Consider the following 23,648-nt stretch of genomic DNA (forward strand, 5'->3'; position numbering starts at 1 on the left):
ATCATGGTCGCTAAATTATCTAACCATCACCGGGTTTATTTGGACGAAGCATCCGACGCACCTCTGCTTGATGAGGTGAAAGCGGAGTTGTTGCGGTGGACGGATGCTGTCGGCGATCCCGCCCGACCCTACGCCGAGGGGCTGGAAGCAAGACGTGCGATTGAGCGAGCTCGTACCGAAGTAGCGGAACTTCTAGGGATCGCTCCTCGCAACATCACGTTTTGCTCGTCGGCCACCGAAGGACTTAACTGGCTCGTTTATGCTGCGGGCCTTACTGGCTCAGCGCTAGTAGTCTCCAAGGTGGAGCACTCCGCAGTTACCAACACCGCTAGAAAACTCGCATCGGAGCTCGACCTCATTCTCGTCGAAGTTGGCGTGGACAGCTCCGGTCAAGTGATCCCGGACTCTCTCGAAGATGCCATGGCCGAGGCTGCATCTAAAGCATACGGAGGGAGGCCATCTCGCGCCTCCATCTTCTGCTTCATACAACACGCCAACCATGAACTGGGGACCTTACAACCCCTGCCGGAGCTAGTGGAAGTCGCTCGACGCTACGGGGGGCGCATAATCTCCGATGCCGCACAGACTGCAGGCAGAGTGCCCATCGATTTCAAACGACTAGGCGTCGTCGCGCTCGTCGTTTCGGCCCACAAGTTCGGAGGGCCAAAAGGCGCTGCTGCAGTTGCGCTCGCCCCAGGATTTAGGCCACGCCCACTTCTTTACGGAGCGGCTCAGGAGAGGGGAAGGCGGGCCGGCACAGAAGATGTTGCTGCGCTGTCAGCCTTTGGGGTGGCCTGCAGAAGTGTCGCCGAGGACCTGGAGAAAGAAGCCCAGCGCCAGCGACGAATTACCGAATATCTCGCCCAGGAGACAATTCGAGCCCTTCCAGGGACGAGGGTTCTCGGTCATCCAACTCAGAGAGTTCCTCACATTATCTCGCTGGAACTGTCTGGGGTACAGGGAGAGGCGGTTGTGCTTGCCTTGGACAAACAGGGGTTCGCAGTACATTCGGGATCCGCATGCGCTGCGGAAGCTTTCGAGCCTTCGCCCATTTTGGCTGCCGTCGGCGCGGATAGCCGGCGGAACCTTAGGATCTCCATAGGACGCTCTACCGAGCCACGGGACATCGATAACTTCGTGTCAGCTCTCAGGGTCGAAGTCGGGCGCCTTCAAGCATTGTCGAAAGATCACGGTGCCTCTTCATGAAAGTACGATCCGGAGCCTGCACCAACGTGCAAGAAAAGTCAGGACAACATCTAAAAGAAGATCCCCCGCCTAGCGTGGGTCGTCTCATAGTGATAATTCTCGGAATTGTCGAGCTCACCCTTGTGATCACATCGATAGCGCTCGAGTCGAGCGAGGCGGGCCCGACCCCTCCGAGCATCGCATCGGCCATATCTTTTGCCATGCTGCTTGCAGTTCCTGGTGTGTTGGCTCTTTTGAGAGCAGGCCGATTCGCCCCTTTTCCCGACGACTCTCCAGAGGACAGGCGCGCGTGGTTTCTCACGGGTGTGCTGCTACTGTCGATAGCTGCGAACCTCGGCGCCTACCGGGTGGGACTCGTTTTGGACCTCGGCATTCTCGCTCTCACTATTTCGGCCACACTGTTTGCCTGCAGCGTCACGCTCGCGGCGATCATTGCTTTTCAAATAATCCGGCGTAACGCCTCGGGTCTCGAAATCCTCGTCGACTTTCTCGACATCTTTGTGTATGCCTTCGCTGCGATGGGCCTTTTAGAGGCCCTGGGGGGAGCGGGCTTAGACTTTTCCCCAGAAGCTCTGGGAACCCGAGCTTGGATCGTAGTGGGGAGCATTCTGCTCGGGATTTATCTCGTAACCCGTGTTTACGATTACCGTGGCTTTCCGTTCACCAACCACGTACTCGTACCGGTTGTTTGCACAACTTTGGGTTACTCTGTCTACTCCGCCCTTCTTTTCAGGTTTCCTTCGCTTCCCTACTGGCCTGACCCCGTACTGAGAGCACTAGCAAGCGGGACTGTGATTCTGATCCCTCTCCTAGGAAGGACTCGACGACTTCAAGCCCAAATTCCTCAACATCGCTACCGGTACTACAGGCTTTCACTGGGGTTTTTAGGTGCCGTCCTAGCTGCTTTGGCGATCGAGCTGGTAGTCGAGGGAGCCAGCGGTGTGGCTGGTACGCTGCAAGCTTTAGTGATCGTTATCACCGGTTTGATACTCGGCCGCCAATACCTGAGCTATCTCCATGGAAAAGAGATTTTCGAAAAGGCCCGTGTCTCTTTGGAACGGTACACGAAGCTCGTCGAAGAGGTGCCCGACCCGATTGTCGAGCTTGACGCAGACGGAGTGGTCACCCTAGTTAACTCAGCATTTTGTGAACGCTTCAAGATCGAAAGAGATCAGATCATAGGCCGTCGCTTGCCCGACCTCGTCTCCCGCTCTCCTTTCACCTTGGATATCGGGCCCGAGGCCAAAACAACCAGGCAAGGGGAAAAAGACGTCTCGCACAGCGAGGCAACCCATGTTATAAAAGTCACGCTAGTCACCCCCGCAGGAAAAAGGATCTTCCAGGGCACGGGAAGACAAGCCAACTCGCACAAACTCCAGCTGATCCTGCGCGATGTCACAGACCGCGTCGAGCTCGACCGCCGCATCGCCAAGTTGTCACAGCAACTCGCCGAGATAGACCGTTCTCGCTCCGAGCTTTTAATCAAGCTTATTTGGATCTTCGAAGAAGAACGGCGAAAGATGGCAAAAGCACTCGTTGGAGGACCTGCAAAAGACATAGAGTCGGCAGCGCAAGCACTAGAGACAGTAGTTTTAGAACAACGGGAAGACTCCACCGAAAACACTGATTCAGACTCAGTGGCTTCAGGCGAGGGTAAAGCGAGCCTACAGCTTGAAAACTCTTTGGTTCGCGCTAGAACACTGCTCGGCAAAGCAGTCCAAGACTTGAGACGAGCAGTCGACGATTTGAGGCCGACAGTGCTCGAGCAGAAAGGGCTTGAAGCCGCCACCCGATTGCTTGCCCATGAGATTTTGAAGGGATCGGTTTCTCAAGTACGAATCGACTGGAGGGCCGAGCCGTGCATCAGTCCTGGGCAGGAAAACCTCCTTTACTCCGCATTGCGCGACCTTTTCCTAGAACTCAAGGGAGCCACTGGACTGTCCGCGGTATCAATAAAAGTGTCGGGGTTCGGTGCCAATGGCCTTTGCATCGACCTTAGGTTTGAGTCGGACTCCCGAACGCCGTTTCCGGGCTGGTCGCCTCCCATGCAAGAAACTTACGAGCCCGAAGGGATGGAAGGCGAGCTCGTTGCCGTTATTTCCCCCGCTGAAAAGATCGAGGCCATCGGCGGTACCTTCGAGGCGAGTCGCTCTCCGGACGGCGCTCTAGAAGTTTCGATAAAAGTGCCGGGAATTCCTCATCGGCCAGCCAGCCGACCCACCCGCGAATCGGCTTGAGATTTGCATCGTTGCATCAAATCTTCCAACCCTCCAACTAGCATAGAGGCGGCTACCCTCGCCACGTGCTCGGGATCTTCACCCTTCTCAAGGATGAGATGGCGGCCAGCGAGCTCGGCTATGCCGACGATGCAAGTCGCAGCGACCTTTCTGTCGGGAGTCGGAAGGCCTGTTCCGGCACGGGCAATGAATTTTGCGATCCTCTCGATCACTCCGTTTCTCAATGCCTCTAGGTTCTCTCGAATTTCTTCTTCCTCGAACGCCTCTGATTGAAGTAGTTGGAAGGCGTCTGCGTAACGGGATATGAACTCAAAGTACGCAAGAAAACCTCTCTTAGCCGCCTCGTAGGGATCAGCGCCGCCCTCAACGCCAACCCACACGCGAGAAAGTAGGCGGTCAGCGGCGTCCTCCATGATCTCTAAGTAAAGGTCTTTTTTGGAGCTGAAGTGTCTATAGATGACGGGTTTGGTGACGCCCGCACGCGCGGCTACTTCCGCCATCGAAGCCCCCCTGTATCCCCGCTCTGCGAACACCTCCACCGCTACGGCCTGGAGCTGTTTGCGGCGCTCTGAAGCAGGCATTCGTTTCTGTCTCTTCTTTTCCGAATGGATATCGCTCGAGTTATCCGAATGGATATCGCCCGAGCCGCTTCTCCCCGGGCAGCTTTCCACCTTCATAGCTTTTCGAACCTCGCATCGATCCAGACCGAATGTACAGCTCTAGTCAGTACCACTACTTGCCCCGGACTCGTCCTAAAACCTCTTCCCGAAACTCTTCAGGGTGCTCTATTGGACCGAGCCTTTCGCCGCCGTGGAACACATATCCGACCGGCTTGCCCCTAAAAGTTACGTCTCGGATCCGTAAAGTCGACTCGTCTGTTGGATCTATTGTTCCAAGGGCCACGGCGGGGCTAAAGAGCTCGAGGACTGCAATTCTCAGCCTCGAGGCTGCAGGGTTGTCTCTGGATCCAATGACAACCGCTTCGGTGATACCCCCAAGATGCACATCACAAGCAAGCGCTACCTGCGCAGCTATCGGTCCCAACTCATCCAAGCGAGAGGTGAAGCGCCACAATGCAGCTGCCGCAACCTCCTTGAAGTGATCGTTGTGAGTAAGTGCCCCGAGCTTGTAAAAAAGCATCGCAACCCGGCCATTTTCGACTGCTGATTTCTTTCGAAACTTTAGGTGCCCTATGTCGTCCTCTTCGGGTGTTCTGTCATAGAATCCGCCTTGTGGATCCTCGTATAGAGCCTCTATCAATCCGCCGAGCTCCACCGCCCGTTGCAGATGCAGTGGGTGACCCCCAACTTCGTAAATTCTAAGCAAAAGATCGAGCATGGACAGCTGGTCGGCCAAGAAACCAAATTTTCTCTCGGCCAGTAGAGGCTCTAGGCGATGCGCCATCCCTGAATTGGGGTCATAACATTCACGCCACAGAAGCTCGCCAGCTGACAGGGCGCGCCTTCCAAGCTCCCTCTCGCCGGTGACCAGAGCCGCGTCGATCAAAGCACGTGCCATGGCTGCACAAGGCGCAACGTAGATCTTGGCGAGTGCGCGCGGTCTGGCAGCGTGGCCTCTCCTACCCTTGACGTAATAGTCTGCATCGGGAAGCTGGCCCGCAAAAAAGCCCCCCGTTCTTTCGTCCAGCAGAGTCGAGGAGACCCATCTGCATGTCTGGCGCAGGATAATGTCGAACTGCGCTCCGTTGTACAGCTTTGTGGCCACAGCGTAAGCTTCGATGGCGCCTGCGTTGTCGGCGCATGTCTTCGAAAGCTCGAGGTCCGAAAAGTCGGGCTTTGAGACATGGTGGAAAAAGCCACCGTCCACTTTGTCAAACAGGGGGGAGGACGCCCAGGACGTAAGAAGCTTGCGGATTGCTCCGCTGTACACCTCCGACCCGGTCCTCCAGTAGCGAAGATGAAGAAGGTGAACAGCGTCAGGGGCGAGTTTGAGAGAAAGCTCCGACTCGACCCAGCGAAGAATCGACTCCTCGACGCGGCGAACAGCTCCCGGAGTTATGGGATTCTGAGGCTCGCTCGCCAGCAACGCCCTGCGCTCTCGCTCGGCAACCTCTCGCTCTATTTGCGCTTTGTTATCTCTGTAATAGAGAACGACTCTTTCGATAGCACTGAGTAGCTGCGCTGCGTCCAAAAAGCCAGCAGCAGTGAGCAGGTGTCCGTCGGGAGTCAAAAACGCCGTCACGGGGGGGAGGCTGTGGGCATACCTAGAAACCAAGTCAGGACGGTCAAGCGCGTCGACGCGTATCGGAACCAGGTTTCCTTCTACAAATGTGACTACGCGAGAGTCTGAGTAGGTAGAGATATCCATGCGACGGCACGCATCGAACCAAGGCGAGACGATCGAAAGTAGCACCGGCACCTGACGGCGCCTGGCTTCTCTAAAACTACTCGAAGACCATTCCCTCCAGCCGATATCAGCCATTGCGCCTTTAGCACCCCGATACCCAAGTTACTGCGATAAGCGCGAACCGAATGAGCGATAGTCTCGATAGTGCCACACCTCATAAAGCAGCGCTGTGGAAGTCCACCGAAAAACGCTGAATGTTGGACGCGCACTGTGCGTCAGTCGGCGAATCTCACTTCGCTGGAAAACTTTCATGCGACGACAACCGGTGTGGAGAGACGGAGTCCGTAAGGGGAAGAGCTTCGGCCTGAGCAACAGGCCAGCATTACATGGGTGGATGGAGGCAAGTTATGGGAGCCGAACTACAGAAAGAGAGCGGTGCGACAGTAGATGTCGAGGAGCTGCACACGCCAGAGGGTAGTTACGCCTACATCCCCCTCCGAAGGCTCCTCGGTGCTGACGAGCTGGAGCGGCTTCCCTTCATAAAACGTGTCTTTGTTGAAAACGTGGCTAGGTCGATAGCTCTGGGTATTGCTGACCCCTCTGAATTAGAAGCGGTTCTTGCCGATCCCACAGACCCTCGAAGCGCCGACATGGAGTTCGGCTTTCGCCCTTCTCGTATCATCCTGCAGGACTTCACCGGAGTTCCCCTTGTAACTGATCTAGCAGCCATGAGGGACGAGGCGCGCCGGAAAGGTGAGGATCCGACGTCGGTAAACCCCTTGCTGCCCGTCGATCTTGTCATCGATCACTCGGTGCAGGTCGACTCATATGGTAGTCCCGAGGCCTTCGACGTCAACGTAACCCTTGAGATGGAACGCAACATAGAGCGGTACCGACTCCTGAAGTGGGCGCAAAACGCATTCTCGAACTTCAGAGTCGTTCCTCCTGGGAGCGGAATAGTTCATCAGGTCAACCTAGAGTATCTAGCCAGCGTAGTAGCCATCGACCGCTCGCCAGATCGAACATGGATCTTCCCCGACACTCTAGTCGGCACCGACTCTCACACAACGATGATCGGCGGAATCGGTGTTCTCGGATGGGGCGTAGGAGGAATAGAGGCAGAGGCCGCAATGCTGGGCGAGGCAGTTGCCATGGTACCGATCACGGTGGTAGGGGTTCGCCTATATGGCTCACTAGGCAAGGGAGTAACCGCTACCGACTTGGTCCTCACCCTCACCGAGCTTTTGCGCAAGCACGGAGTAGTCGGGAAGTTCGTAGAGTTTTTCGGGCCGGGCCTGGCCCATCTGTCGGTCCCCGATCGAGCTACAGTAGCCAACATGGCCCCTGAGTACGGAGCTACGACGGGATTCTTTCCAGTTGACGCGAGAACCATCGACTACCTGCGTCTAACTGGGCGAAACGAAGCCCTCGTGAACCGGGTTGTACAGTACTGCGCAGCCCAAAGCCTCTTGGCGGCGGGGGGGGAGAGAGAGGGTGCCTCCGACATGTCTTTCTCCGGAGACGCCGGTGACAGGATCGCCTACGACGAAATCCTCGAGTTGAACCTAGGTTCAGTCGAACCCTCACTAGCCGGGCCGAAGCGACCTCAAGACCGCACCACTCCTGCTGGCCTAAAGACAGTGTTTCGCAAGGCACTCGGACAAACGGCTTGGGTAGAGGATAAACGAACTGTCGAGGTGTCAATAGACGGCGAGAAAGTCTCGCTCAGTGACGGATCGGTTGTGATCGCAGCAATCACGAGTTGTACCAACACCTCCAACCCCGAAGTTATGATGGCCGCCGGCGCCCTAGCCAAAGCCGCTGTAGAAAGAGGGCTTGGCGTGCCACCTATTGTCAAGACTTCGCTCGCTCCTGGCTCTGCAGTAGTTGTCGACTACCTGGAACGAGCTGGGGTTCTGGCACCACTGGAAAAGCTCGGTTTCTTTATCGTGGGGTTTGGGTGTACGACGTGCATCGGAAACTCGGGGCCTCTTCGCCCCGAGGTGGCCGAAGCCATCGATCGTGCCAAGTTGGTCTGCGCAGCCGTGCTCTCTGGAAATCGAAACTTCGAGGGTCGGATACACCCACAGGTTCGACTAGCCTTTTTGGCTTCGCCTCCGCTCGTAGTCGCATACGCAATCGCCGGAACAGTAGACATCGACCTCACCTCAGAGCCCCTCGGTATAGACCCGGAAGGACAGCCTGTCTACCTTTCTGATATCTGGCCCGACACTGACAGGGTGTCCGAGCTCGTCAGAGAAAGCGTGGACCCAGAAGAGTTCCGTACAAGGTATTCACGAATCTTTGAAGGCCCCCCGCGCTGGCGAGAGATCGACGCTCCAGAAGAGCCCATTTTTTCTTGGGATCCGAGCTCGACATACATCCTGCGCCCCCCTTTCGTCGACGATCTTCCACCCGAGCCGCCACACCTCACTGACATAAAAGGAGCACGGGCCCTACTGGTCTTGGGAGACTCCGTCACCACAGACCATATTTCTCCAGCAGGATCCATACCTCCTGACTCGCCCGCCGGACGCTGGCTTGCTGAGCGGGAAGTCTCCCCAGCCGACCTGCACTCCTATGGAGCACGGCGTGGAAATTTCGAAGTTATGATGAGGGGAACTTTTGCAAATCCGAGAATTCGTAATCGAATTCTAGACACTGTCCCCACTAGCGCAGGAAAGGAAGGGGGGCTCACGCTTCACTTTCCCGACAAGACTGAGATGTCGGTGTTCGAGGCTGCGATGCTCTACAAAACCGAAGGGGTGCCGCTAGTAGTCCTGGCGGGCAAGGAGTACGGATCGGGGTCTTCGAGAGATTGGGCTGCGAAAGGTACCGCGCTGCTCGGGATCCGAGCAGTGATCGCAGAAAGCTTCGAGAGAATCCACCGATCCAACCTAGTTCAGATGGGCGTCCTACCCTTGCAGCTGCCCCCTAGTAGCACCGTGGAATCCCTCGGGATAACAGGCGAGGAGGTGTTTACGGTATCAGGCATTGCGTCTGGGATGAAGCCCCGCCAGCAGCTTACAGTGGTTGCCGAGAGACAAGAGGGAACCAAACTCGAATTTCCCGTTACCGCCCGGATCGACTCGCACACAGAGCTGGAGTACTACCGCCACGGCGGGATTCTTCCCATGGTTTTACGAAAGCTTTTGGGCTGATATGGCGCACGGTCGCTCGGTGGGTTGTTAGGCGGGCCGGACGCTAGACCACTCGAGACTACACTTCCCAATCCTCATCCTTGACACGCAGCTCGATCACCGCCACACAAACCCAGTGCCGATACTATTCTCGATCGCCTTCAGAGCCGCGTCGAGGCTTTCTTCGACACTTCCCGAGGTGTCGATGGACATAGCCGTGGGCCATTCATCAAACCGCCCGGCGATGGCTTGGGCTACTTCCAAATCGGCTTCGGAGGCATCGTCTCCTCGTCCCAACCTTTTCTCTATTCTGGCCTGACAAACCGCAAGAGGAGCATCGCAACGAAGCTCCACTAGAGCTGCGCCCGTGCTTTTTGCGATGGATCTCGCAATTTCTCTCAGACGCTTGTCCGAAAATGTGGCGTCTAAAATCACCGACTGTCCCATCTCCAGATGATCAGATGCCCTCTTAGCCATCTCCTGGTACGTGCGAAGGGTGAACTCGGAGGTGTAGATGCCGCTGTCGAGGGAGGAAGCCAACCTTGCTCCCGGCTCCACTCCTCCAAGCTCTTTCCTCACTACGTCGGATCTGAGAAGCTCGAAACGAGGCCTGCCCTCAAGTGCTGCTGCAAAAACATCTGCATCCTGGATAGCTTTGGACAGAGTAGACTTGCCGGTGCCCGGGACCCCGCCCACTACCACGAGAAGAGGACGTGCCCGCAGCGCGTGATCCAAAGCGATTCTCAAGAGATCTATGGCCTGCTCTCCCATGTCAACTCTGCCTTGCTCGTAACTTAGAGCGGCTACCTTGGCTCTGACGCATGCTCTATAAGAGATGTAGTGCTCCAGAAGCGTGTAGGGAACGGGACTTTGGTAGGCACGAACGTACTCCTCTAGAAACAATCGAGCTTGTTCGGGCCTACCGAGACGGATGAGGTCCATTGCCAAAAACGCAATTTCCGAAGCAACATCGCAGTGCCTGTAGGTGTCGTCGAACTCGATACAGTCCAAGATTTGGGGGGTGGAGTCGAGACAGAAGATGTCGGAGGAGAGCAGATCGCCGTGGCCATCCTTTATCTCGCCTTCCCGGATCCGCTCAAGGAAGAGGCGTTTTCGGCCTCTGATGTAAGACAGCGCAAGCTCGCGAATTCGATCTAGCAAGGCGGCATCGAACAAACGAGGAGTGAGCCGTTCTAGCTCTACGAAATTATCTCGCCATTTTTTTTCGAGCTCAGCTGGACTCCCGCCGCGTCCAATCTCTTCCGAGATCGAAGAATCGTTACAGCGTACGTGGAACTCTGCGACTTTCTTAGCCACCGCGCTCACGCACAGATCGATGCTCGCTCCCGAGCGGGCCAATGCCTCGAGCGAGCGGTCCGAAGGCATCCTCTTCATCACAAGGACTGGCTCTATCGGTCGACCCTGCTCATCGCAGAGCGAAAAGACTCCCTCGTAAACTTCAGGGGCTAGGCGCCGGTTCAGCGCTACTTCCCGCTCCAGAGCTTTCCTACGTTTGTCGGGAGTAGAGAAGTCCAAGAACCCGAAGTGAACTGGTTTCTTCAGTTTGAAAGCTTTGTCTCCGATTAGGATCACGATGCCCGCATGGGTCTCACGGAGCTCTGCCCCTTTTTGCGCTTGGTTTGGGGAGAAATCGCCCTGCTCGGTCACGGGTATCCTCGGCGCAATCCAACCTCTAGAATTCCCTGTCGAAGCGATGATGTAGCCTTGATATTTGTCGAGAGGAGCCCTGTGGCAGTTGCTGAAGAAAACATCCCAATATATGTTCCCGCAGTCGCCAAGGCTTTGGTCGACGCCTTAGACAGGGTACTCAAGGGAAAGCGACAGCAAGAAACCCTGGTCGTCACGACACTGTTAGCGGGCGGGCACGTCCTATTGGAAGACGTTCCCGGAGTGGGGAAGACGCGGCTAGCGCGGTCTGTAGCACATGCCATCGGCGGAAACTTCTCACGCGTTCAGGCGACGCCGGACCTTCTGCCCCAGGACCTGACGGGATCGAATATCTTCGACCGAGCCAACAATCGCTTCGAGTTTCAACCCGGACCCATCTTCGCGAACGTGGTCCTTGTGGACGAACTCAATCGCACCACACCCAGAACACAGTCTGCTTTGCTCGAAGCTATGGAAGAGCGGCAGGTATCCGTGGAAGGAAAAACCTACCGCCTGCCCGATCCGTTTTTTCTAATCGCCACTCAAAACCCGCTCGAACAACACGGAACGTATCCTCTGCCGGAGGGACAACTCGATAGATTCATGTGCTCGCTTCAGCTTGGCTATCCCTCCCAAGCCGACGAGCTGAAAATGCTCAGCGCTGGAGCCGAGGGCACTTTGAGAGATGTAACTGAGCCCGTCGTGGACCTTGACTCGCTGTTCGCCGCGAGACGTGAGGTGAAAGCAGTCTACGCATCTCGACCAGTTCTCGAGTACGTCTTGAATCTGGTTTCGGCCTCGCGCAGAGTGCCCGGCGTTCTGCTCGGAGCGAGTCCCAGAGCAGGCCTAGCTTTGGTTTCTATGGCTCAGGCAAGAGCCGCGATGAGCGGACGAAACTATGTCTTACCCGACGACGTGAAGGCCCTCGCTCCGTTCGTGTTGAGACATCGCATCATCTTTGCGGGCTCCGGACAATCCGACCACAGGGCCGGAGATGCACTAGTGCGCAAACTCATCGAGTCGACGCCAGTGGTTGTGGCCAGAGACGATCAACTTCGCGGAAGGCGGTGACGGTATGTCGGCGGAGAGGGATCATGGATCCCCACCGAAAAACCGCTACCCAACGGGGGTCCCTTTCCCCACTGGGCGCGGGTTCACCATGATCGCTCTTTCGGCTCTGTTTTTTATCGTGGGAATCTTGGGATCGAACTATCTGGCAACCGCAGTGGGTGCGGCTGGCTTGGCCTTCTGCACGGGATCGGCAATCGCAACATGGGACCTGATTCGCAGGGTAGATGTTCGCAGAGATCTGACCATTAGAGGCCAGGTCGGGTCTCCCATTCCCTTTCGCGTCGAAGTAGTGGCAGAACGCGGAGCGAAAGGAGCGGTCATCGCCAAAGATCAGAACTTCGGAGTGCACCCTGTACTGTTGGGTATCAGCGGCGAGTCGACCGACGCGACCTGGCTGCTTCGTCTTACTCAACGAGGGTATTGGAATCACTTCAGAACGATGCTCGCAACTTCAGTGCCGGCTGGGTTGTTCATCGCCAAAAAAGAAGTGGTCACCGAAGCAGACGTAGTCATCGGTCCCCAAACCTATCATGTGGATATACCCGAGGGCATGGGTAGTGTGACCTGGTCTGGAGAAGTCAGGACGACTCCGCCGCGAACCGGGGTGGGAATTGACTTTCTCAACATCCGCGAGTACCGCCCAGGAGACAGGGTAAGAAGGATTCACTGGCGAGCCTCGGCCCGCCACGATGAACTGTTTGTCAAAGAGATGGAGCACGAAGGACGCCTAGAGTTGGTTGTAGCCGTCGAGACGCTGTCTCCACGCCTCTACTGGGTCACAGAAAGCTCGTCAAAGTACCCCTCTCTTCCCGAGTTATGGGTGACAACTCCAGCTTTACCTACCACGGGTCTGGGCGATGTCTGGGGCGAAAGGGCGCTTGTGGTCGCGGCTTCGCTCTCTTTGGCTGCACTGGAACGTGGTCACACAGTTTATTTGCTTTCTGGAAGCCAGGTCATGCGGAGAGTGCGCTCACGAGAGGAAGTGATGGACTACTGGGCCAGAACCAACTTCGGGCCTGAGTTTCCCACAGTCCCCAAGTTGGGATCGTCCCCCAAGCGTGCTTCGACCATCTTTGTTTCCACACCGCATACCAGGCCCTATTTTCAAGCACTGGATGAGTCCGTGTTTTTGGTGTTCACCGGAGCACCCGAGCCCGTGCGAAACCGCTCGTGGTATGCGGAGATCACCGATAGGCTCACCGTGTATCCCCTCCATGGACGAAAGGCCTATGGTGAAGGACGCTTGGCAGGCTGAGAGAGTCTCGGGCTCGCTCAGGGTGGCGTCAGCCGCCACGCTGGCTTTGGCGGCGTTAGTCGCAACTACCGACGTACTCCCCGGCCTCGATCCCCAACGACCGACATTCTTGTTTGGATTGGCGTTCCTGACGGCTATTGGCCTGGCCGGGCATACTCTTGCGACTCCAATTACGGCCGCAGTGGCGGGAAAATTCTCGACTTCGCTATATCGCTCTGTCGTTGGGGTTGTCTCTATCGTGATCGGCTTCTATGTATTGATAGCTTCAACGCCTCTCGTGGGGCCCCCGAGCCGCTCAGCCGTGCTGGCACTCATTGCCACTGCCGCTGTTCAAGCCTACGGCTGCACCAGGGCCACCGACTGTCTAATCAACGGCATTCTCGGCGCTGGAACAGTAGGCATGACTATTCTCACGAGGCCTTCTGGTTTGTCAGCAGTCGCTCTAGGACTGCTGTGGGCAGCTGCATTTGCTGGCCAGCTGATGCTAGCCCACAGGCACGAACTCGCAACTAAGATAGCCCACCCGGCGGAAATGAGTGTCGAGCGGGTGGGAATGTCCCAGGAACCGTGGGTCCGAACTCTCGTCGGCACGCTCGGGGCTCTCTTGGTCTTGGGACTCCTCGCGATACTACTTCCCCCAATCAAAACCGCTTTCGAAGCTAAGGGGCGTGAGAGCAGTAGCACCGCATCTCCCACCTCCTCCTCGCGCCCCACAAGCAGTACTTCTGTCCCCACTGGAACGAACAACAACAGCTCCGACCCAAGGCCTACCTCTGGGCCCTACAACAAAAGCGATCCACGACCAGGTGCAAGCTCTACATCCAGTAGCCAAACGCAAGCCGGAGGATCAAACCAGAACGGAGCGAGAGGGGAAAGAGGCGCTGGGGTGGGGTCGTCGGCGTATTCGATCTCGGGATTGGACCTCTACCGAGTCGAGCCGCAGGGCGACTCTAGCGTATTCGCTGTGATGAAGGCGAGAGTGCCTCGCCTTATGAGAGCGACGGCATTCTCGGTCTATAGCGGTAACGCATTCCTTTCAACGGACGCGGTTGAAACCACCTTGCAGCGCTGCCCCTGCACGCTTCCTGTAAGCCGAGAATCATCTGCGCCATTCGACGAGTACGAACAGGCAATCGAGCTAATCGCTGCATACGATGGGCCCCTACCGGCAGCATTCGAAGCGCGCCGGGTGTGGTTTCGCTCCGATCCCGGCCCCGGGATCCGCTTAGCACACGAGGCCGCTCTCGTACCAAATGCACCGGTCAAAGCTGGCTTTGCTTACACGGTCCAATCCGAGGTTCCCGACCCTGAACAGGTGGATCTTGCGATGTTCGATGGACCGATTCCCCGAGAAGTTGCCGCTCAAGGACTCCAGCTCCCCGAAGGATACTCCGATCGCGTGCGACATTTGGCCGAAAGCATCACCAAAGGCAAAAAGAGCCCTTATGAAAAAGCTATGGCCATCATCGAATACGTAGTCGATAAGCACCAGTTCACCGTTGGAGCTGAAGGCCGCGACCCTTCGAGGGATGCCGTGGAGGACTATATTTTCGGCCGCGGCAATAGAGGTACCGGAGACGACGCCGTAGCTGCAGCAGTCGTCATGATGCGCACAGTAGGAGTGCCCGCAAGAATCGGATTTGGATACAGGCCAACCCCACTTGGGACTGTCGGGACGCCACCCTCGCCTTCTTCCGCCAGCAGCCCCGGACTGCGTTCAGCACCTACAACTTCACCTAGCGGACGATCCGATGTTTCAAGTAACGATCGAGGCACGCTCTATGCTCTCGACCGGGCTGAGAGGACGACCTGGGTGGAGGTGTACGTGAGCGGATTCGGGTGGGTCACTCAAGACATCCAGCCACTTTTGGGTCAGGCAAAAACCAGTGGATCTGGTTCCCACCTGATAACAGCACTGATCGCCTTGTTGGTGTTTTTGATTGCCGCCATTATTACCGTTGTCGCCTGGCACAAATTCAGACGTCGCAGGTCCGCTCATCCAGAAAGCGAGGCGTTCGACCTTATGCGGATGCTCGAAAACGCCGTCGGAATCGTCCGCAATCCTTCTCAAACGCCGAGCGAGTATGGCGCTGTGCTGTGGGCACGCCTTCCTTCGGCACAGCGGGAACTGGCAATGCAGGTTGTAACGGCGATAGTTCAGCTCTCGTACTCAAAGATCCCTCTTTCAGATACGCAGAGAAGCAATGTATACCAAGCACTGGAAAAACTGGCAGCGGCGCGGAGAGAGCGAGAACGACAACACCGCTATGCACAAAGGAAAGGAAAGCGGGGTGCCTGAATCGCTCCGTGCTAGCCCCAGTGGCTTCTAGGGAACTGAGACTTTATTGGTCCATTGGTCGCGTTCCTAACACCTCCAAATGTGCTTGCTTTGGTAAATTGACATCTCTGCCGACAAAGAAATTGTCACTGTGCTTTTGGAGGATCCTTCGAAAACAAAACTTCTTCATACGTCTAAACAGTTCGCGGAGGGCGAAGGGGTGCAGCACGAGATGTCATCGACCCGACGCTGCATCTCTGCTTTTCGAGCGGCTCTTGGCACGATTTTTGCTGCGGCCACCGTCGTTGTGGCGACAGGGGCTGTTTTGACGCCTGAGATGGCTAGTGCTCAAGTAGTTCCCATTGTGTTTCCCGTGAACGGGCCTGCGAGCTATACGAATGACTTTGGTGCTCCCCGTTCAGGTGGGCGCACGCACACTGGTATAGACATTTTCGCTCCCAAACTCACTAGGGCTGTTGCTGCAGAAGACGGTTACATCTCGTGGTGGCTGCTGAATGAAGGCTCAGCGGGATACATGCTTGAGCTAGTGGGGCGATCCGGCTACAGATACTGGTACATACATCTCAACAACGACACGCCTGGGACCGACAACGGTCAAGGAGGGAAGAGATGGGCATTCGCCGTAGGCATAGAGCCGGGTGCCCCGGTTAGACGGGGCCAATTCATAGGCTATGTTGGAGACTCCGGCAACGCCGAGGAGACCCACCCCCACCTTCATTTCGAGATCCACAATCCGGATGGAACCCCACTCAATCCCTTCGACAGCCTCAACGCGGCGGTCCGCTGGGCAGAGCCCGACCCGTCTCGAGGATTTTCGTTCCACGAGTACTTGACCATCCAAAATCCCGGAGATGTCACAGCCGTAGCTACGCCGCGTTACTTGCTCGACGGTGCCCCTCCCGTTATGGGATCCCCTGTAACGTTGCCACCTCGCTCCAGAAAAACGGTGTTTGTGAACGAGACCATCCCTAGACAGCAACACGGAACCGAGCTCAGATCCACCGAGCCGGTAGTGGTCGAACGTCCGATGTACTTTGCTTATGGACCCGATCTCTGGACAGGCGGCTCAGTAGGAGTAGGCTTTGAGCAACCCCAGACATCCTTCTATTTCGCCGAAGGATACACGGGCGAAACCTTCGAAGAGTACATAACGCTTGCTAACGCCTCTAGTACCGATGCTAGGGTAAGCCTCGATTACCTAATCGAAGGTGAAGCCAACCGCTCCCAGATCCTAGTTGTGCCAGCCGGAAGGCGCTCGACAGTCAACGTAAAGAGCGTGGTCGGAAAAGGAAAAAACGTCAGTACAGTTGTACGCTCCGACGTGCCAATCGTAGCGGAGCGTCCGATGTACTTCGCCTACGGCACCGGGAGCTGGACGGGTGGGCACGTCTCCACCGGGCTAGCCTCCCCAGCGAAGAATTTTTACTTCGCCGAGGGATACACGGCTTCAGGATTCGACGAGTACATAACTCTCGCTAATCCGAACGCAACACCTGCCACTGTGCAGCTGCGGTTTCTCCGCGACAGAGCAGGGCCTGCAATCAGAGTCGTGACCGTAAATTCACAAACCCGAAAGACACTGTTCGTGCCCGACCTGATAGGTCGTGGGTACGAGAACTCTTTAGTAGTCGAGTCTGACTTGCCTATTGCTGCAGAGCGCCCGATGTACTTCGACACAGCTAATTGGTACACCTATATGGGACCGGTGAGCGGCGGCACGGTAGGAGTCGGGAACCGCCAGCCCTCTCAGACCTGGTACTTCGCAGAGGGATACACTGGGAACTACTTCAAGGAGTATCTGACGTTAGGAAATCCCGATGCCTCGGAGGCTTTGGTTGACATCGACTACCACGGGCCTTCTGGCCTGTATAAAACAGTAAGGTATCGCGTCGCTCCCAACTCCCGCTTCACCGTAGACGTCAATGCAGAGATCGGGCCCGACAGAGAAGTAGCCGTAAAAATAGTGGCCTCACACCCGCTAATCGCCGAACGCCCTATCTACTTCCGCTACCTTGGGATTTGGACCGACGGGCACACGTCGAATGGCGTGAACGGTCCAAGAAAAGACTGGTATTTCGCAGAGGGATACACTGGCTAGCACTTCACTACCACCATCTTTTGAGAATCGGAACGTCCCTGCGGCCCACGGCAGCCGCGGCCCTGGGCCGCGTGCTGCCCCATGTACACCAACAGTTGTCAAAAAGATAAGAGACGCTCTCGAAAAAAAGGGGCTTGGGGTGTGGCGGGTCACTCACGGTCCCTTCGCCCGTTTCAACACAGCCCTCTACAAGATCGGATACCCACCCTGGGGAGCATCCGTCAGAAGGCGGCTGATCGCCCAGCTAAATGTCGATCTAGTTATCGATTGCGGAGCAAACACAGGACAATATGCCGCTGGCCTAAGAAACGCCGGTTACTTCGGGCGAATCCTATCTGTCGAGCCAGGTTCCGAAGCTTTTGCGCAGCTGGAAACCGCGGCACGCAGAGATCGTAGATGGGAGTGCCTAAGAGCCGCGGTCTACGATGAAGACGGCAGAGTCAGCCTGCGAGTTGCCGAGGAGTCGCCGTGCAACACACTGTTCAACCCGCTGCCGAGCGATGACGAGATGGTCCCAGGAGTCCAAACTGCCTTTATCGAAGAGGTCGAGGCGCTAACACTCGACACCATTGTCGACAGGTACGCAAGCGGCGCGCAGCGGATCTGGATCAAGCTTGACGTCGAAGGTGCCGAACTGAGGGCTGTTAGCGGAGGCAAAACGGCGCTAGGAAGAAGTGTCGCTGTCGAAGCAGAACTCGGACTAGTCCCTATCTATGAAAACGAGCCGATGTTTTTTGAGATGTCCAAGGTCTTGTACGAAGAGGGATTCTTTTTGTGCAACACCTCGGGAGCGTTCCAAGACACCCAGGGAACCTGGATCAAGATCGACGGAGTGTTCCTTAGAAACGAGTTCCGGGGTAAGGTCCGGCTATAACCCGCTAGTCACTGCTAGCTGACTTCGCCTCCTGCCACAGCTCCTCCAGAGTCGTATGGTCCACTTCCCGCAAGCTCGTCCCACGAGAGCGCGCTAGATCTTCCATCTTTCTGAAGCGAGCCGCGAAGCGCTCGGCCGATTTCCTCAAAGCTTCCTCTGGATCTACGCGCAGGTGCCTAGCTAGGTTGACAACGGCGAATAAAAGGTCTCCCAACTCCTCCACAACCCGCTGGGGAGCGACCGCCCACCCAGACACGAACTTTTCCCTACCATGTATCTCGCTCTCTAGCTCGCTCAGCTCCTCCCGGACTTTATCGAGAACACCAAGAGGCTCTGACCAATCGAATCCAACCGAGGTCGCACGCCTCTGAATCTTGTGAGCGAACAAAAGAGCGGGCAGGGTGCGTCCTATATCGTCCATCAATGAATGGCGCTGTTTTTCCTCGATCTTGATCTTCTCCCAGTTTCCGGCGACCTCTGCGGCATCCGAGACTACGGTTTCTCCGAATACATGAGGGTGACGGGCTACAAGTTTGGAATAAATGCCCCGCGCGACATCAGCGATCGTGAATGCACCGGCTTCCTTTGCCAGGGTCGCGTGAAATGCGATCTGGAACAGTAAATCCCCGAGCTCCTCTTCGAGAGTCGCATAAGCGGCAGGATTGATTTCGCCCTCGGGAGCCCCCTCTGGCAGGGCATCGATTGCTTCCAGGACCTCATAAGTCTCTTCTAGCAAGTGTCGGGAGAGGCTGTGGTGAGTCTGCTGGGCGTCCCAAGGACATCCCCCCGGACCCCTCAGAGTCTCGACAAGGTCGACAAAGTTGCGCAATGCCCTGCCCGGAGCTTTATCCGAAGCGGGAACGAACAATGACGTGCAATGAGTCGGCTCCAACCCAGCTCGATCGAGCTCAGCAAGCTCTACCCACACAAGCCGGGGCTTGCCGCTGTAAGCAGCATCCACGAATGCCACCCGATGCTCGGGAGGCAGCTCCTCTAATAGCGCCAATTTCACGGTAGAGAGAAGGTCACGGGAATGACACTGGGCCACCAATATCGCGCCCTCTCCCAACACGGCTTCCTCGATCCGATAGGCATCTACGATTTGAAGGCTTACGTCTACAGCGTCTACACCCAGTTCGCATGCGACGGCCTCTATAAAAGAAACTCCAGGAACCACTCGGACGCATAGCCCGGCGTTTTTAGCATCACGAAAAGCTAGCGAAGCAGCTGTCTCCCCCATAAAGGGACTGCCCGGAACTAGAAAGGCGACGCGCCCGCGGGTCGCAGCCTCTACCACCACGCGAGCCATTTCAGCATAGAGATCGTCGTACTCGTTGAAGCGCGAGTAGAGATCGTCAAAGGCGGTTGCTGTCTCTACCTCAGCAGCTATCTGAGATGCGAGAGGATGTTCAGCAGTACGCAGAAACACGCGCAATCGACCACGACGTGCCTCGTCTACGAGATCTCGCACCTCCAAGGTACACAGCTTTGGGTCACCGGGTCCCAGCCCGGCGATTAGTAAATCGTCTAAGGATCTACTCACTGCTCAGGTTGTGGAAGTGGCGGATGTGCGCCCCCCGAGGATGAGTCGCAAGCCTCTATGGCAAGCTGTTCTGGATTCCAGCGGCCCTCAGGACACGCAATACGAACATCGAGACTCAGGGCGACTTCGACGAATTGGTCGGATACCACTTGCAGTCGCGCCTGACCGTACTGCTCCAAAAGCTGGGGGCGGGCTGAGTCGAAGTCCAGGCCAGTGGAGCCCGAGTCGCTGTGGCGCACGAACCACCGCGCCCCGGTGGCTCCCTCGATCGGCCCCCGAGCCTGTCCGGGCCGGAGACTCAGCGCTACGGCAAAAGGAACCGGATCTTGCAATCTTTGGAAAGCCTGTAGCAAAGTAACGCAGCCAACGTCGCCTCTGCGGGGCTTTGTCGCCAGGTCAACGGAGAGATCGGCTGCGACAGCAGAGAAACTTTCGCCTGCATTCAGCCGTTCGGCGACCTTCCGGCTTTCATCGTCATTTTCGACTTTTATGACCGAGAAGCAAAGCTTTGCCCCGAAACCGGGGTAGCGCTGGAACAACAGCTCGAGCGATGTCTCGCTGGGCTGGCTAGGCATGATCGCCTCAATCAGCAGAGCTCGGTCTCCCCTCCATTTCGAGGCGAACTCGAGCACTGCGCGCCGTTGACTCTCAGAGGCCCATGTCTTTGCTTGTGTCTGCCGCTCTACTTCTGCGGCGGCTTGCTTCCTCCATGCAGAGGGGTCAAGGTTCATTCGCCCCAACATGGTGTCGACAACCTCGAGATTCATGCGCCTCGACAGAAGTGCTAACCGCAGATCCCGCCCCCGCAACCCAGACTGAGAACGTTCCTCTTCGGCGCTGGACACCACCACTGCGGGCCCTACATCTATGAGAGCTTGGAGAGCCTTGTCTCCCTCGAACGCATCGGAAACCGAGTCCAGCCACTCCCTTGTTATCGGCGACGCATTCACTGTGGCCACCACAGGCGAGACAAAATCGCAAGCCGAGAGTACAGAGGCGCTTGCGACCGCGAACACCAATACCGCCAGCCAATGCCGCATTGAGCATCGCAACAACGCTGATCCTGCTGCCATTTCTAAGTGAGCTCCTTTACAGCCTGACCTCGCAAAGCTTCTGCGCCTCGAGCTTCGGTTCAACTCCGCTGCGACCTACCCTCGTTCAGAGAAGCCCGATTTGTATTCTTCTTACTTCTATTCCTGGTTTTTTTAGGCCTCGATCCCTGCGCCGTCTCGATCGCTGCGAGCAAGCTGAGAATGTACTTGGGGGTGCACCTTTCCTTATCGACCTTTACTTGCAGGGCAGAGTCGGAGGGTTTGTAAACACAGTTGAATCCCCGAGCTGAGAGACGAAGACATTGGAGTTCGGTCAGCTCAAGGGGACTCAGTTTCAGTGTTACGCCTGCATACACGCAATCGGTAATCCCCATCCGCTGACACGCCAACTTTAGGCGAGCTAGGTCAGCGAGGGCCAAAGCGGGTCCGGGCAGAGGACCATACCGGTCTCTCCACTCTTCTTGCATTCGCTGAATTCCATCTTCGTCGCAGACCTCGGCCAACTTCCTGTACGCTTCGAGCCTCGAGGACTCTTGTGAGACATACTCTTTGGGGAGATAAGCCTCGACTGGAATATCGATCTGTACCGGAACAGATGCCTCCGCGACTTCTCCACTCTCCAAAGTAGCTACGGACTCGGCAACCATCTTTACGTAAAGATCCAATCCGACTGCTGCGATGTGCCCGGACTGGGCCTCTCCAAGCAAGTTCCCTGCCCCCCGAATCTCCAAGTCGCGCCGGGCGATGGCAAACCCGGAACCCAAGTCGGTATGTTCTCCGATCGTCTTGAGGCGCTCGAACGCCTCCTCGGACAAGGCCTTTCTGGAAGGATAAAAAAAGTAGGCATAGGCTCGGTCTTTGCCTCGACCCACTCTGCCGCGCAACTGATACAGCTCCGCCAGACCCAAGGTGTCGGCGCGTTCTACTATCAAGGTATTGACGCTAGGAATGTCCAGCCCCGACTCGACAATAGTAGTAGTAACGAGCACGTCGATCTCCCCCTCGTAAAACCTCATCATTGTTTTCTCGAGCACGTGATCTGCCATCTGGCCGTGACACGCTTCGACCCTAGCGGAGGGAACCAGTTCTCGAATGTGTTCCAACGCCATCTCTATAGAGCGCACTCGGTTGTGCACGTAGAAAACCTGCCCCTTGCGCATCAGCTCTCTTCGGATAGCTGCTGAGACGGCACCTTCGTCGTACTCTCCCACATAGGTGAGTACGGGCTGGCGCCCTGACGGGGGTGTTTCGATCGTCGAGACATCGCGGATTCCCGCAAGCGCCATCTCCAGTGTTCTGGGAATGGGGGTAGCAGTTAGGGTCAAAACGTCCACACCTTTGGACGCAACCTTGATCGCCTCTTTATGAGCGACCCCGAATCGATGCTCTTCGTCGACTATCAGCAATCCAAGCTTTGGAATTCGCACATCTTTTTGGAGAAGGCGGTGGGTGCCGATAATGACATCCACCTCTCCGCTCGCTACACGCTCAATGACTTTGCGTTGGCGAGCGGGTGTTAGGAACCGGCTCAACATCTCGACCCGAACTGGATACGGTTCGAACCGCTCGCAGAACGTCTCTAAATGCTGTTGGGCCAAGAGCGTGGTTGGCACCAGCACGGCAACTTGAAATCCATCTTGAACTGCCTTGAACGCAGCTCTTACGGCTATCTCTGTCTTCCCAAACCCGACATCGCCACAGACCAGTCGATCCATGGGACGCGGCGACTCCATGTCGGCCTTGACCTCTGTCAGTGCTCGCTCCTGATCGGGAGTGAGATCGTAAGGAAAAGAATCTTCTAACTCCCGCTGCCACGGTGTGTCCTTCGAGAATGCTATGCCTGAGATCTGCGAGCGCTCTCTGTACAGCTCGACGAGATAGCGGGCTACCTTGGCCGCAGCGGCTCGAGCCCGTCGCTTGGTCTGGGCCCAGTCTGCCCCGCCAAGTCGACTCAGACGAGGGTGTTCGCCCCCGCTGTACTTGCTAACCGAATCGAGATGATAAGTGGGAACGTAGAGACGCCCTCCGCCGGCATACTCCAAAAGGAGATAGTCGCGCTCAGCACCTCCGGCAGACAATGTGACGAGGCCCTTGTAAACCCCAATCCCGTGGTAATTGTGTACGACGTAATCTCCTGGTTCGAGGTCGGCCAAGAACTCCTCGTTGGTGGTTTTTCTACCGCGACCCGATTCCTCTGGAACAGCACGTAGTGCTCGAGAAAAACCCGGCGAAACTTTGGCGGTCGCATACCTAGTGGCTCTTTCCCAACGCGCAGGCGCTCGCTTAAGCTCGGAAACTTTAGAGCGAGAGGGTGCGAGCTCTGCCTCAGTGACCAGAGCAAGCTGCCCATCAGGGAATACGAATCCCTCGGAATAAGAGAAGGTCCCAGCAAGCAACCCGGGCTGTCTTATCAGCTCCGAAAGATCATCGGTGGCGGCTATCCCCACGGAAACTTCCTCATCCGCAAAACTCTCGACAACACGCCTGGCGTTAGCTGTGGATCCGGCCGCCACAGCAACAGTCCATCCCTTTCTCGAGTAAGCACCTGACTTCGCCGCCACATCCGACGTCTTGAACGCTCGAGGCCAAGGCTCGAAAAGCGGCTCTACGTCCTCTAGAGCTTGGGGTGCAGAAGTAACAGCGAGCATCGGCAATCTGAATCTCTCGAAAGCTTCATCCGGGCGGGCATACAGACGGGGGGCTTCCGCACTCGGGTCTGATGAAGCACTAGCATGTTCTTGCCCTGTATCCCACGTGCTCATCAGCGCAGAGGCGAGATCCTCTTCTTCGGCAACGTGAGCCTCGGCTCTGGCGCGTATCTCCGCGGGATCCATGAGCGCTACGATGCTGCCGCCCTCTAGTAGCTCGAAAAGAGTTGCGGGTCTAGGTACGACCCAG

Annotated in this window: 14 protein-coding genes; 8 read left to right on the forward strand and 6 right to left on the reverse strand. The window is 56.6% G+C overall.

The annotated features are described in order from the left end of the window. Positions 1-3 precede the first annotated feature (3 nt). Positions 4-1,206, forward strand: coding sequence for a hypothetical protein (locus C4318_05390; protein MER3454577.1), 1,203 nt, complete (start codon positions 4-6; stop codon positions 1,204-1,206). Further along, on the forward strand, positions 1,203-3,443 hold the full coding sequence (locus C4318_05395) for a hypothetical protein (GenBank protein ID MER3454578.1): 2,241 nt from the start codon (positions 1,203-1,205) through the stop codon (positions 3,441-3,443). The genes C4318_05390 and C4318_05395 overlap by 4 nt, the downstream gene beginning before the upstream one ends. Here the strand turns inward: C4318_05395 and C4318_05400 are convergent. After that, positions 3,404-4,120 carry a hypothetical protein gene (locus C4318_05400; GenBank protein ID MER3454579.1) on the reverse strand — a complete coding sequence of 239 codons (717 nt, stop codon included), beginning with the start codon at positions 4,118-4,120 and terminating at the stop codon, positions 3,404-3,406. The two genes, C4318_05395 and C4318_05400, sit on opposite strands and share 40 nt — an antisense overlap. A 55-nt stretch (positions 4,121-4,175) precedes the next feature. Then, the gene (locus C4318_05405; GenBank protein MER3454580.1) at positions 4,176-5,885 is read right to left on the reverse strand and encodes a hypothetical protein; all 1,710 of its coding nucleotides are present in this window, start codon (positions 5,883-5,885) and stop codon (positions 4,176-4,178) included. Between the two features lie 272 nt (positions 5,886-6,157). Here C4318_05405 and acnA point away from each other — a divergent pair, with 272 nt between their 5' ends. Next, on the forward strand, positions 6,158-8,911 hold the full coding sequence (gene acnA / locus C4318_05410) for an aconitate hydratase AcnA (GenBank protein ID MER3454581.1): 2,754 nt from the start codon (positions 6,158-6,160) through the stop codon (positions 8,909-8,911). Between the two features lie 96 nt (positions 8,912-9,007). On the opposite strand, the gene C4318_05415 is transcribed toward acnA, so the two are convergent. Further along, a complete protein-coding gene (locus tag C4318_05415; GenBank protein ID MER3454582.1) occupies positions 9,008-10,483 on the reverse strand; it encodes a hypothetical protein in 1,476 nt (491 codons plus the stop codon). Positions 10,484-10,492: 9 nt separating this feature from the next. Here C4318_05415 and C4318_05420 point away from each other — a divergent pair, with 9 nt between their 5' ends. The 5 genes from C4318_05420 (at position 10,493) to C4318_05440 (ending at position 18,155) form a co-directional block, all read left to right on the forward strand. Next, positions 10,493-11,629, forward strand: a complete 1,137-nt coding sequence (locus C4318_05420; protein ID MER3454583.1) for a hypothetical protein — start codon at positions 10,493-10,495, stop codon at positions 11,627-11,629. A gap of 4 nt (positions 11,630-11,633) precedes the next feature. Further along, on the forward strand, positions 11,634-12,884 hold the full coding sequence (locus C4318_05425; GenBank protein ID MER3454584.1) for a hypothetical protein: 1,251 nt from the start codon (positions 11,634-11,636) through the stop codon (positions 12,882-12,884). Beyond that, positions 12,745-15,183, forward strand: a complete 2,439-nt coding sequence (locus C4318_05430) for a hypothetical protein (GenBank protein MER3454585.1) — start codon at positions 12,745-12,747, stop codon at positions 15,181-15,183. The genes C4318_05425 and C4318_05430 overlap by 140 nt, the downstream gene beginning before the upstream one ends. A 130-nt stretch (positions 15,184-15,313) precedes the next feature. Beyond that, on the forward strand, positions 15,314-17,281 hold the full coding sequence (locus C4318_05435; GenBank protein ID MER3454586.1) for a hypothetical protein: 1,968 nt from the start codon (positions 15,314-15,316) through the stop codon (positions 17,279-17,281). Next, positions 17,256-18,155, forward strand: coding sequence for a hypothetical protein (locus C4318_05440; protein MER3454587.1), 900 nt, complete (start codon positions 17,256-17,258; stop codon positions 18,153-18,155). Before C4318_05435 ends, C4318_05440 begins: the two co-directional genes overlap by 26 nt. Before the next feature lie 4 nt (positions 18,156-18,159). On the opposite strand, the gene C4318_05445 is transcribed toward C4318_05440, so the two are convergent. Genes C4318_05445 through mfd form a run of 3 tightly spaced genes read right to left on the reverse strand, consistent with a single transcriptional unit; the run spans position 18,160 to position 23,584 of the window. Next, entirely contained in the window at positions 18,160-19,698 is a 1,539-nt protein-coding gene (locus C4318_05445; protein ID MER3454588.1) for a nucleoside triphosphate pyrophosphohydrolase, read from the reverse strand. Beyond that, positions 19,695-20,771 carry a hypothetical protein gene (locus tag C4318_05450; protein MER3454589.1) on the reverse strand — a complete coding sequence of 359 codons (1,077 nt, stop codon included), beginning with the start codon at positions 20,769-20,771 and terminating at the stop codon, positions 19,695-19,697. Before C4318_05450 ends, C4318_05445 begins: the two co-directional genes overlap by 4 nt. A gap of 59 nt (positions 20,772-20,830) precedes the next feature. Further along, entirely contained in the window at positions 20,831-23,584 is a 2,754-nt protein-coding gene (gene mfd / locus C4318_05455) for a transcription-repair coupling factor (GenBank protein ID MER3454590.1), read from the reverse strand. Between the last annotated feature and the right edge of the window lie 64 nt (positions 23,585-23,648).

Source organism: Acidimicrobiia bacterium, from assembly GCA_040289475.1.
Classification (GTDB): Bacteria; Actinomycetota; Acidimicrobiia; order ATN3; family PSLF01; genus PSLF01.